The organism is Alteromonas sp. Mac1, from assembly GCF_001562125.1.
GTDB lineage: Bacteria > Pseudomonadota > Gammaproteobacteria > Enterobacterales > Alteromonadaceae > Alteromonas > Alteromonas stellipolaris.
The window spans coordinates 4376678-4389587 of sequence record NZ_CP013932.1 but is presented as its reverse complement, the minus strand read 5'-3'; the positions used below and the strand labels follow the sequence as shown (position 1 = coordinate 4389587).

At 45.2% G+C, this 12910-nt stretch carries 10 protein-coding genes; 9 read left to right on the top strand and 1 reads right to left on the bottom strand.

Features of this window, described 5'->3' with window-relative positions; genetic code table 11:
- Nucleotides 1-13 precede the first annotated feature (13 nt).
- The gene (locus AV939_RS18580; protein WP_057795530.1) at nucleotides 14-1258 is read right to left on the bottom strand and encodes a sugar MFS transporter; all 1245 of its coding nucleotides are present in this window, start codon (nucleotides 1256-1258) and stop codon (nucleotides 14-16) included.
- 339 nt (nucleotides 1259-1597) lie between these two features.
- Here AV939_RS18580 and AV939_RS18575 point away from each other — a divergent pair, with 339 nt between their 5' ends.
- From AV939_RS18575 to AV939_RS18535, 9 genes are all read left to right on the top strand, one after another.
- On the top strand, nucleotides 1598-3541 hold the full coding sequence (locus AV939_RS18575; protein WP_061998008.1) for a TonB-dependent receptor plug domain-containing protein: 1944 nt from the start codon (nucleotides 1598-1600) through the stop codon (nucleotides 3539-3541).
- Between the two features lie 146 nt (nucleotides 3542-3687).
- The gene (locus AV939_RS18570; RefSeq protein ID WP_061998006.1) at nucleotides 3688-4842 is read left to right on the top strand and encodes an HmuY family protein; all 1155 of its coding nucleotides are present in this window, start codon (nucleotides 3688-3690) and stop codon (nucleotides 4840-4842) included.
- Nucleotides 4843-4845: 3 nt separating this feature from the next.
- A complete protein-coding gene (locus tag AV939_RS18565) occupies nucleotides 4846-5925 on the top strand; it encodes a heme/hemin ABC transporter substrate-binding protein (RefSeq protein WP_061998004.1) in 1080 nt (359 codons plus the stop codon).
- Complete coding sequence (locus AV939_RS18560) at nucleotides 5922-7121, top strand: FecCD family ABC transporter permease (protein ID WP_057795538.1); 1200 nt, start codon at nucleotides 5922-5924, stop codon at nucleotides 7119-7121. Before AV939_RS18565 ends, AV939_RS18560 begins: the two co-directional genes overlap by 4 nt.
- Nucleotides 7108-7926 (top strand): ATP-binding cassette domain-containing protein, encoded by an 819-nt coding sequence (locus AV939_RS18555; RefSeq protein ID WP_057795540.1) that lies wholly within the window; start codon nucleotides 7108-7110, stop codon nucleotides 7924-7926. The genes AV939_RS18560 and AV939_RS18555 overlap by 14 nt, the downstream gene beginning before the upstream one ends.
- Nucleotides 7927-7947: 21 nt before the next feature.
- The gene (locus tag AV939_RS18550) at nucleotides 7948-8676 is read left to right on the top strand and encodes a HugZ family pyridoxamine 5'-phosphate oxidase (protein WP_061998002.1); all 729 of its coding nucleotides are present in this window, start codon (nucleotides 7948-7950) and stop codon (nucleotides 8674-8676) included.
- Nucleotides 8677-9060: 384 nt separating this feature from the next.
- Nucleotides 9061-10416 (top strand): GH1 family beta-glucosidase, encoded by a 1356-nt coding sequence (locus AV939_RS18545; RefSeq protein ID WP_057795544.1) that lies wholly within the window; start codon nucleotides 9061-9063, stop codon nucleotides 10414-10416.
- A 52-nt stretch (nucleotides 10417-10468) separates the two neighbouring features.
- Nucleotides 10469-11815: a glycoside-pentoside-hexuronide (GPH):cation symporter gene (locus AV939_RS18540; protein WP_057795546.1), complete on the top strand. Its 1347-nt coding sequence runs from the start codon at nucleotides 10469-10471 to the stop codon at nucleotides 11813-11815.
- A gap of 56 nt (nucleotides 11816-11871) precedes the next feature.
- Nucleotides 11872-12873, top strand: coding sequence for a LacI family DNA-binding transcriptional regulator (locus AV939_RS18535; RefSeq protein WP_057795548.1), 1002 nt, complete (start codon nucleotides 11872-11874; stop codon nucleotides 12871-12873).
- The last annotated feature ends 37 nt before the right edge of the window (nucleotides 12874-12910 follow it).

The window sequence follows — 12910 nt, the reverse complement described above, 5'->3', positions numbered from 1 at the left end:
GTAAATTCCTTGTTTATTTGTGGCTAGCAGCCAAGTTAACGGTGGCACCACGAAGCCCGTAATAAGCAATATATAAGTAGCAAATAACCGGCAATAGGAAAGAAAGTTGTACACCCGCGTTGTCAGCAATTACACCCTGTAGTAGTGGCACAATAGCACCGCCCACTATGGCTAAACACAACATGCCAGAGGCTTGTGCTGTTTTTTGGCCTAGCCCTTTAAGTGCAAGACTGAAAATGGTTGGGAACATGATAGAGTTACAAAGTCCTACTGCTAAAATTGTCCACATAGCGATATTGCCGCTGCTGCATACCGAAACAATAATGAGTGTACATGAGGCAAATGAATTAACGGCGAGTAGTTTACCCGCGGCCACTTTTTGCATGACCGCAGCGCCAATGAAACGCCCTACCATAGCGCCACCCCAGTAATAGGCGATGTATTTTGACGCTTGGCTTTCACTCATGCCTTTAATGCTTTCAAGCCCAAAATAGTTTACCAAGAAGCTGCCAATGGCGACTTCAGCACCTACGTACAAAAATAAACCTAGTGCGCCTAATGATAGGTGGCGATGTTTTAATAAACCTGTATCTGTCGTAGTGGCAACATCCATTTCACTGTGCGTGGGTGAGGGCAGTTTTACTTTCACCATAACCACCGCCATAGCCACCAGTACAGCGGCTAATGTTAAATAGGGAAGTACTACCGCATTTGCATCTACTGCTGCGTTTTCCATACCTTCATGTGCGCCGAATAAGACTATACCGCCAATGATGGGCGCAACAGTTGTTCCCAATGAGTTAAACCCTTGGGTCATGGTAAGCCGGCTAGAAGCGGTATCTGGGTTCCCCATAATGGTCACCAAGGGGTTTGCGGCAACTTGCAAAATAGTGATGCCTGAAGCCAATACAAACAACGCACCTAAGAACATCCAGTACTGAGTGAATAGCGCCGAGGGAATAAACAACACGCAGCCCACTGCAGCCGTGATTAATCCCACACCAATACCTTTTTGATACCCAGTGGCACTCACTAATTTTCCGGCTGGAATAGATATAAGAAAATAGGCGCCAAAGAAGCACGATTGCACCAGCATGGCTTGGGTGTAAGAAAGCGAGAATAAGGCTTTCAAATGGGGGATGAGAATGTCGTTAAGTGCGGTAATGAAGCCCCACATGAAAAATAACGACGTTAGCGTAGCGAGTGCAAGTTGACTGGTGGTTGTAGAACCAGCCGTGGTTTTTATAGTTTGATTCATAGGTAACGCCCTGAATTCACTTGTTAGTAAACGAAATGTCGTGTTCGCATTTAGCTTGTTGGTTACTTTGCGTTAACGAATTGGTTCGGTATTTGTTAACACTTTGTTGGTCAGTATAGGGTGCGAAAATGAAAATGCAAGCGCTTACATTATTTGATTGTATGCGTTTACATTTTTATTGAAATATTACAAATACACTGCTGTGTTCTCTCGCGTTTTTAATAGTTTGACGTCGCAAAGTTAATATTATTTACCAATAGCGCTTGCTTTTTCTCCTTAAATAAATAAGATTAAATGCAAATTGTTATCATTTGTATTATTGATTAGAAAGTAAATTAAATGACTCATCCTTACTCTGTTACTTTGCTATTAGCGAGCGGGCTGCTGCCAGCATATGTATTAGCCGAAGCCGAGGCGCCAGTTGAACGCGTAGTGGTAACGGGAACACGTACACCCAAGCTTCTAGGTGCATCTCCGGTAAAAGTCGATGTGATAGATAAAGTGGAAATTTCAAGGCTCAGCAAGGGAACGCTTCGGCAAGTGCTGGAAGTTATGCCTGGGGTTGTGGTTAGGCGCAGTCAAAAAGACGGGTATAACGTACAGTTAAATGGCTTTAATGGCGACCATGTATTGGTGTTAATTAACGGTCAGCCAGTTATTTCTCCAACAGGCTCTTCAGTCGATTTAGATCAAATTAGCGTTGCCAATATTCGGCAGATTGAAATTGTACGCGGTGCCGCATCGGTTCTTTATGGCAGCTCTGCTATGGGTGGGGTTATCAATATAATAACCGATGTGCCGGAAGGTTCTCAGTTATCGGCCGATTATGAGCTTTCGCATTACAGTGATGATGGGTTGGACGGCGATACCTTAGGACATACTGCCAAGGTTAGCGCAGCAAAAGCAGTAAAAGATTGGCAACTAGGGTTAACCGCACAGCACATTACTAACCCGGGTTTCGACTACGACACTGACACTGTTTCTCAAGATGGTGGGGCAGTGGATAAATCCTTTGTTCAGTTTTCACTATCTACCCGCTTAAGCGGGTTGGATTTTAGTTATAAAGGCCAGTGGCTGGATGAACAGAAAGACAAGCCTCAATCTTCTATTCCAGGGCAATCTAGCATTATCAGTTACGTGTCTAGCGTTACCCAATGGCAGCATGATGTAAAACTTGCTCAACAACAGAGCTGGCATATAAATGGGCGCTATTTGTCTCATGATGAACAAAGCGGGAATACCAATGGCCTTCGCCAAACCGATATTCAATTAGCGGAAATTGAAGCGCAGAAAATTTTATCCTTGGGCGATGTTGAGTGGGTAGGGGGATTGGTTGCCCATGCCGATAACTTAGATCAGCAAAATGTGGCAACGGGTACGGTAGAAGTTGACGATGTTAGCCGAGAAAGCACCGAAGCGTATGTGCAAGCCAATTGGCAGCAAAATGACACCCAAGCCCTGCTTGGCCTTCGAGTACAAAATGATTCAGATTTTGGTTGGCATACAGCGGCCAAGCTCAGTGGTAGTCAAAGCTGGAAACTTGATGAGACCACACTACAAGTACGTGGTGGCGGTGGCTCTAGTTATCGAGTCCCTAATTTAAAAGAACGTTACTACGTGTTCGATCACAGCAACTTAGGTTACATGGTATTAGGTAATGAAGACCTTGTGCCAGAAACCGCGCTAAGTGCCAATATTGGGTTGAACGCGCGATTAGCCCCGAAACAAAGTCGATGGTGGTATCAGGCCGATATCGATTTCCACTACACCGAAGCAGAAGATTTTATAACCACCGCGGTAGATGTAGAAGCTTCGCAAGAAGCCGGACTTGATATCTCTGTGTACGAAAACCTCGATGAAGCCACGCTGTATGGTGCGGATTTGAGCGTGAGCGCGCAAAACGATAACTGGCAGTGGCAACTTAACTATAGCTACTTACATGCCGAAGATGGTGATTCTGAGCGCTTGCCCGAACGACCCACGCATTTAGTGAAAGCCTCAGTGACCTACCAATTTGATAAAACGGATACCAGCGTTCAACTGTATGGCGTGCATGAAAACGACGTTTCTCCCACCTCTGGTTACACCGTTACCGCGAAAGACAGCTACACCACCTTAAATGCCGTGGTGCAGCATGACTTTTCTAGCCATTGGCAAACCCGCTTGGGGGTTGAAAACCTTACCGATGAACATCGCTCACCCGATTCACTTTCGGCGGGGGCTTTTGATGCTCGCCCTATTTCAGCTCGACGAGTTTATCTAGGCGTGAGTTACCAGTACTAATGCGTTTTTAACGATGACGTACGCAAGAACAACTACCTAACGACAGAAAAATCTAACAAAAAAAGCAAATAAGAGAAGTAAGCATAGGCGCCGTTTAATCGATTAATAACAGCGGCTAAACACACCACTTAAAAAGGAACATACACATGAATAAAACATATTTAGCATTATTACTTGCGATGACTTTGGGGCTTGTTGCATGCGGTGGCTCTGATAGCAGTGATCCAATCGTTGAAACGCCTGACCAAAGCGGTGAAGACAGCGGCGATGGATCAGATGATAGTGCGGGTGATGAAGGCGGAAACAGCAACGAAGTGGCTACCATTTATGGACCGTATGGCACAGGGAGTACGTCGGAACCCGTTGCCGTTTATTTTGATTTAGATACACAGACGCAAGTTACTCTAACCGAAGAAGAAGCAGCAAGCGACACCACATGGGATATCGGCTTTAAACGCACTTCGGTATTCTTAAATACAGCACAAGAGACGCCAGTAAGTGTGTACTTCACTGCCAACAACAGTGATTTCTACGACGATAATGGCGCAGCTGTGGCAGATTTATTTCTAAATGCGACTGCAGATAGCGAACTTGATGATTATCTCGCGGTAACCACGAGCGATGTGCCAGATGCAGAGGCATTTTCTACCGATACCGAGTCTGCTGTTATTGGCGATACTTTTTATAATTATGACACCACAACTCATGTCGTTACCGCAGCTAGCGATACTTACTACGTGGTTTCATCAGATGAAAACTACACCAAATTTCATGTGACTGACATTGTGACTGAAGGGCGTGGTATTGGGGAAATCACGTTGGGTGTTATGCATCAAAGTGTACTTGATGGGCAAACCACGTTTGCAGAAGAAGTATCGCTAAGTGTTAACGCAGTAGGGTGTACGTCGTCAATCTACATCGATTTCGATTTGCAACAAGAAGTAACAGAAACCGATGCATGGGACATCACAATACCTTGTGCGGATGAAGCTGGCGAGTTTGTTCTATCTATTGCCGATGATGCAACCGTACTTCGCACTGATGCTGACACCTATGCAGGCATAGATACCGAAGCCGCTGCATTTTATGGTTTCAGTGCTGAAACTGTTAGTGACTATGCGTTTACAGCCAACAACTGGTACTACTATGACAGCACAAGTCACTTGTTGTACTCACAGTTCGGGGTATACCTTATTTCAGCGGGTGATAGCGTATTTAAATTCCAAATTACTAGCTACTACGATGAAGACGGAACGTCAGGCGCTTATAGCTTCCGCACCGACCCCGTTACCGAGGAGTAATTAATGGCGAAAACCAAATTACCACGCTTAGCCAGCGCGAGAACTTTGCTACAAGTGCTAAGTCTAATGAGTGTACTTTGGTGTTTATGTAGTGGCAGCGTATATGCTGCCGCTACGCCTATAACACCCACAGCTCACAACCAAAAGCAATCTGAAACGCCCCGAATTATTGCCGCGGGTGGCAGTGTTACCGAAATAATTTACGCGCTAGGGCGGGGTGATTGGGTGGTGGCGACTGACAGCACCAGTATGTTTCCCGCCGCGGCGACTGAGGTGACAAAACTAGGTTATTTCCGCCAACTTAGTACAGAAGGTGTGCTTGCTCAACAGCCCTCAATGTTATTGGGGGCAAGTGCAACAGGGCCTGCCCCGATGTTAGAGCAGGTAGCAAATGCCGGAGTTGATGTTCACGTTTATCATGTCTCAAGAGATATGCATGGCTTGAGTGAGATGATTCTTGATATTGGTCATAGAGTATCGGCTGAGGACAACGCCAAAGAGCTTGTTACCGACTTACAACGCCAAGTTGAAGCACAGCAAAAAGAATATTCGGAAGCATTAGCAACTTTCGAGAGTACTGAATATCCCAACACCGTAAATGCGCTTTTTGTGGTTGCGAATAACGACAGAGGCCTTACTGTGGCCGGGAATGATACTGTACCGCAAGCATTGTTTGATACCTTAGGCATGACCAATATTGCAGGCGATCTTGTCGGTTACAAGTTAATGGATGCCGAGTCAGTGCTCGCCCGAAACCCTGATGTCGTGTTTGCCGCAGGGCACATGTTGCATGGCAAAAATGCGCTTAATTCACTGTGTTCCCACCATGCGATTGCAACAACATTTGCAGGCCAACACTGTTTGGTGAAAGCCATGGATAGCAGTATTGGGCTGGGCTTATCCCCTCGTTTTGCTATTGCGCTAAAAGCCGTTGCTGAACATGGGCTGCGTGCTTTATCCCTTAAAGCCGCCAACACGGTAATGCAAGAGTCAGCTAGCCAAGTGCATATTGCACAGAGAACAGGTTTAGATAAAAACACAAATACAGACAATAATAGTCATGATATGGGAAGGTTCGAGTGACAGCGTTTTCCTCGAGCCCCGACGCCCCGAGTCATACGCCGAACAATAAGGTGCTTAGAAAAGATGTCTCGGGCAACAACGCATCAGCATTGATGGTAAATCTAGTTGCAACGAGAGCAAAGCGTAAGCGTTATGGTTTAGCCTTACTTGGGGCTTTATTGCTGGTAAGCGCCTACGTGGGGGTTGTGAGTGGCAGCTTATCTATTAACGTGAGCGAGTTGTTGTGGCATGAACTGTCGCAATTAACAAGGCCACTTTTTTCTCAAGGCGCGTTAATTGAGGAAGGCGGGGCTAATCGAGAGGGTACATTTAATAGCACGCACTGGTACGTACTTACTGAGCTGCGTTTACCACGGGTTATCATGACGTTATTTATAGGCGCGCTACTGGCGGTGTCAGGTTGTGCCATGCAGGGCTTGGTGAGAAACCCATTGGCCGACCCTGGTTTAATCGGTATTGCCGGTGGTGCCGCCGCAGCAGCAGCCGTTAGCATGGCTATTGTGCCGCCACTCGTACCTGCACTAGCCTCTGTTTGGGTAGCACTTTGGGCATTTGGTGGGGCGTTATTGGCCGTGTGGACAGTATTACGCTTTGCCAATAGTGCGCAGGGTGTATCGGTGGCTACCTTGATACTCGCCGGGGTGGCAATAAATGCCTTCACCGGAACTATTATTGGTGCCATTAGCTATGTAGCAAGTGACGATGCACTTCGCCAAATTACCTATTGGACAATGGGCAGTTTAGCGGGTGCTAGCTGGACGTTATGTGCGCTGGTGGCAGCGGCGGGCATTATCGCTATTTCAGGCTTAATGGTATCTCGCAATGCGCTTAATTTGCTTGCTTTGGGCGAAAGTGAAGCTGCTTATATGGGCTTGAATGTTGCGCGCTATAAACAAGCCATATTATGGCTGGTCGCCTTTGCTGTCGCTTTGGCCACGGCTTTGTGTGGCATTATCGGATTTGTGGGGTTAGTCGTGCCGCATATGTGCCGCACGCTATTTGGCGTTAATCACAATGTGCTTATTCCTGCCTGTGCGTTAATGGGGGCATTGTTGTTAACCGTTGCCGATACGCTGGCTCGCACATTATTCACTCCCATGGAAATCCCCATTGGTATCGTAACATCCGCAATAGGTGCTCCTTTTTTCTTGTATTTATTGTGGAAGCAAAAAGGGGTATTCAATGGCTCACTTTAACCCTGCTCAAGCCCAGCCACTAGAACCACTGCTCGACCTCGTGGACGTAGACATCACTAGAGGGAAGCGACAGCTATTGTGTAATCTTAACCTTGCATTTAACGCAGGTGAGTTTATCGCCCTTGCGGGTGAAAACGGTTGCGGGAAATCATCGCTTCTTACTGTATTAGGCGGCTTAGCACCGCTAGAGAAAGGCACGCTTTCATTTAATGGTCAGCCGTTAAGTGAGATTAGTCTGCAAAGGCTTGCAGATTATCGGGCAGTTATGGCGCAAAGCGCTTCTACCCCTTTTGGCTTTTTGGTCGATGAAATATTACAGTTGGCTCGCCACCATATTGTAGAGTCGCCTGCCAATCGACATCATATTATCGGCGAGATTGCTGAGCAGTTTGATATAACGCATTTGTTATCGCGAAATATTCAAACTTTGTCAGGAGGAGAGCGGCAAAGGGTATTTTTAAGCAAAGCAATATTGCAATTACTCCCGATAAGCTCACACGACAGCCTAGAAGGAAAGCTGTTGCTGCTTGACGAGCCAACCTCTGCGCTAGACTTGCGCCATCAAAAGTTGGTGATGCAGCAGTTAGTCAGCCTGAGCCAACAAGGGCTCTGTATTGTTTGTGTGAGTCACGACCTTAACTTAATTTCGCCTTATTGTAGCAGGATGATTTTACTGGCAGAGCAGGGGTGTATAGCCGATGATAAGCCGGAAAATGCATTAACTATAGATACATTGGCACGCTGCTATCACACCCAATTAAACCTTATTCGTAACTTAGATAACGATGTTTTTGTTACGCATTAATTTGAAAAAACGGAGTTTCTTATGAGCATGCAAGATATTGCATTTTCAGCAAAACAACTAAGCCGAACTCGCCACAGTGGTGTGTTAGGCACTCATTCCACCTCAATGCCGGGTTATCCCTTTGGTTCAGTCGTTCCTTTTTATCTTACCCCCGCCGGTGATGCCATTATCTATATTAGTGATATTGCGCTGCATACCCGTAATATCAAAGCGAACGATAAAGTCAGTTTAACCATATTCGATGCTGCAGAAGATGACTCTCAAGCAAATGGTCGAGTGACTATTATGGGTAATGCAGAACTTGCTAATAAAGAGGATGTTAAAGCGCAATATTTACGGCTGTTCCCACAAGCCAAAGGGTATGAAAAAACTCACGACTTTAACTTTTATGTTATCCGCGCCGAGCGGGTACGCTTTATTGGCGGGTTTGGGAAAATCCATTGGATAGATAAAGCGTACTGGCAGGTTGAAGAGCAAGAGTGGCATGGTTCACCAGAAGGCATGATTACTCACATGAATGAAGATCATGTTGATGCCATGCAGCTAATTTTACAACATAAAGTAGGCGTGAATATAGAGCACCCTGTTATGCATAGCGCATTCCCCGAAGGCATGCATTGTGGTAGTGAAAAAGCGACATGGTTTATTCCTTTTGAAACCCTTTGTGCAACCTCCACCGATGTTCGAAAAGCACTCGTTAAACTGACTAATGATGCACGCACGGCATTGAACATACCCAAAGCGAGCTAAGAGGCTAGCACTATTGGAACCTTGTCTTCCATGATAGTGGCGAGTACTAGACACCCTACCTTTATATCAACCCAGTGAAATACGTCGCTGGGTTGTCTTCTGTGAATAAAATGTAAAAGTTTTTCTTGGCAATGCTTGTACTATGTTTGCTATTGTATGAAAGCGCTTACATATAATGCTACACTTTGTCTCATATAGGTGCCTAATAGAGCAGCCTCATATATTTGGCTCTGTCCGTAAGTTGCCGATAGCGCACCTTATATAAAGTGCTAATAAACCTTGGCTTTACACAATCTAAATATTGTTAGTGCCTGTGGTATTTACTTTTTTATCGCCTGTTATCTACAGGCGCTGATACATATATTCTAATAAGGTTTTGTACACATGGAAATTTTAGCCCAAGCTGGCTCTCCCTTTATGCATTCAAATTTCACTATGGGGGTTGCGACATCGTCATTTCAAATTGAGGGCGATGCAAAAAACAGGGAGCCAAGTATTTGGGATACGTTTTGCAATACACCTGGAAAAATTGCCGATGGAAGTCATGGGCTGGTGGCGTGCGACCATGTGAACCGTTTGGAAGAAGACCTAAGTATTATCGATTCGTTAAATGTAGACGCTTATCGATTTTCCATTAGCTGGCCACGAATTATTAAAAAAGATGGTTCGATTAATCAGCAAGGGCTCGATTTCTACCTTGCCTTGCTAGCCAAGCTAAAGCAAAACAACATAAAGCCTTATGTCACGCTATATCACTGGGATTTACCTCAGTATCTAGAAGATGATGGAGGCTGGTTAAATAGAAAAACGGCCTATGCGTTTGCTGAGTATGTAGATGTGGTGAGTAAAGCATTTGGTGATAAGGTTTTCTCTTATGCCACATTAAACGAACCCTTTTGTAGTGCTTATTTAGGTTATGAAGTGGGCATTCATGCTCCGGGTAAAGTGGGCAAAGAGTTTGGTAAAAAGGCCATACACCATTTGTTGCTGGCTCATGGTTTAGGCATGCGCGTATTACGCAAAAATGCACCTAATATTGAGGCCGGCGTGGTACTTAATTTTACGCCGTTTTACCCAAACACCAATGATGAAAAAGATATTCGTGCCACACAATTAGCGCACGATCATCATAACGATTGGTACATTAAACCATTAATACATGGTTGTTATCCTGCCCTTATCGATAAGATTCCAGCAGCTCACCGACCAGATATTCACGATGGCGATATGGATATTATTGCTGAGAAAATAGATTACTTAGGTGTGAATTATTACACTCGCGCTAAAGTCACAGATGATGGCTCTGAAGACCCTTGTCAGTTGCCAGCCCCAGAGGGAAGTGAAACTACCGCAATGGGCTGGGAAGTTTACCCGCAAGGGTTAACTGATTTGCTGCTACAGTTGCATAATGATTACCAACTGCCACCGCTTATTATCACTGAAAATGGCTTGGCCAGTGATGATACGTTAACAATGGATGGTGACGTGAACGATGAGCAGCGTATTCGATATCTAACCACCCATTTGCAGGCGGTAGCCGATGCAATTGAAGCAGGGGTCAATATAACAGGCTATTTTGTTTGGAGCTTGTTAGATAATTTTGAATGGGCGCTGGGTTATGAGAAACGCTTCGGTATTATTTACGTTGATTACGACACCCAAAAACGAACGTTAAAAGCCAGTGCAATAAGACTACAACAACTGCTAGAAGAAAGACGAAAAGCGTTAAACGCAGCCTGATAGATGCGAAATTTATTAAAAGCATAAAATAATAAAGATAACGGTGAAGCCAATGGTAAGTGCAAAGGAAAAAATTGCCTACGGGTTAGGCGATACGGCAAGTAATTTCATTTTTCAAACCGTCATGCTGTTTTTGACATTTTATTATACCGACGTTGTCGGCATACCGGCTGCAGCAGTAGGGAGCATGTTCTTACTCGTTCGCGTATTTGATGCCGTTACCGACCCTTTAATGGGCTCTTTAGCAGATAGAACAAGAACGCGGTGGGGCGCATACCGGCCCTATCTATTATGGTTGGCTTTGCCTTTTGCGCTATGTAGCGTGCTGGCGTTTACCTCGCCTGAATGGCTTACTGAAGAAGGTAAGTTGTACTACGCATTTATCACCTACGCTCTGCTAATGATAATGTATACGGCCATTAATATTCCTTATTCTGCATTGGGCGGCGTGTTAAGTGCCGATGCCTCAGAACGCGTATCTATCCAATCTTATCGCTTTGTATTTGCCATGGGTGGTGGGCTGTTGGTGACATCATTTATGTTGCCATTGGTTGATTACTTAGGGAACGGCAACGAAGCGCTTGGGTATCAGCGCGCTATGATAGTGATGAGCATAGTGGGGATGGTACTTTTTCTACTTTGCTTTGCCGGTACTAAAGAGCGGGTAAAACCCGCCAATGAAACGCCTGCGCCCTATAAAACTCAGCTAGCGGCCATTTGGCAAAATGATCAATGCAGAGTGCTTTGTATGGTTGCGATTGTGTTACTTACCGGCATGGTGATGCGAAACACGCTAGCGCTTTACTATGTGAAGTACGTGTTGCAGCGGCCTGAATCGGCCACATTGTTTGTTACCGCAGGTATGGTAGGCAGCATTATAGGCTGTGCGTTGGCGAACCCAATTGCTAAACGATTTTGCAAAATCAAAGTCTACACTTGGCTTCAGTTAGCCAGTGCAGCAGTGTGTATCGTAAATTATTTTGTGCCTTATCAGGCGTGGTTTACGGCCATTGCACTGCATTTCCTTTGGGGCCTTATATTGCAAATGGCTACGCCACTACTGTGGGCAAAAATTGCTGATGTGGTGGACTATGGCGAAGATAAAACGGGGCTTCGTATGACAGGGTTAACTTACTCAACCGTAGTCTTTTTTATTAAGGTTGGACTAGCTTTGGGCGGCGCACTTGCGGGGTGGTTACTCGCATCAGTTAACTATCAACCGGACGCATTTTCACCTGATGTGGCAAAAGGAATTGTGGCGTTATTTTGTATCGGGCCGGCAATTGCATCGATAGGTGTTGCGATTATTATGCGCTGGTATACATTAGATAACCAAAAAATGATGGCAATTCAGCAGCGCCTTGGATTGACCACAGACGATGCGCATCGCGCATCGTAACAATAATTACGCAAAGCAAGGATATACACAGCGCACGTATGCACTGTTAATGCTATATGGTAACGATTAAACAAGTAAGTGAATTAGCCGGCGTGTCGTCAGCTACAGTATCTCGGGTTATCAACAACACAGATACCGTTAAAGAGAAAACGCGTCAGCAAGTGCTTGATGCGATGGAGAAGCTTGGCTATCGACACAATGTAATTGCGGCTTCCCTTGCCTCAAATAAAACCCATACCGTTGGGTATGTGGTTCCCGAATTACACGGCTCATTCTTTGGCGCCATGATGGCCGGTTCTGAAAAAGTACTTAGGCAAGCCAACAAACATATGTTTGTGGTAACAGGGCACAGTGACGAAGCCTTAGAGAAAAAAGAAATAGAAGCCTTGCTGAGTCGCCGCTGCGATGCGCTTATTTTGCATGTTGAGGCGGTCAGCGATGAGTACCTAATCGACCTTGCTAGCCAAGATGTTCCTATAGTTGTGGTTAACCGCTACATAGAAGCTATTGGTGAAAAGTGTATTAGTCTAGACAATGTCCTTGGCGCATATCTAGCCACCAAGCACCTTATCGATTTGGGCCATACTCAAATTGCATACGCCGCAGGCGCATTGTTTAAAGCGGATGGTTTTAATCGTTTACTTGGGCACAAAAAAGCATTAGAAGAAGCCAATTTTTATTTTGATGAAGAGTCCGTGGCTGAAGGTAATTTCCAAGCCTTCTCGGGTGAAAAATGTGTGGATGAACTGTTTAGTCGCAACGTAAGTTTTAGTGCCATCGCCTGTGCAAATGATGAAATGGCATCAGGCGCTATTAACTCACTCAGAAAACATGGTAAACGCGTACCGGAAGATATCTCTGTCATCGGATTTGATAACGTTGACTTTGCTAGTTACCTAACCCCTAAACTGACTACCGTGAACTACCCAGTGCGCGAAATTGGTGCTATGGCATCTCGCTGGATTTTAAATCAGGCTTATGGCGATGGAAAACTGACAATGGAACATATTTTGTCGCCCAAATTGATTATTAGAGGAACCACCAGGAAATTCGAGTAACTTCAACCAACGACGAATGGTGAAGTTACGCTTTTTT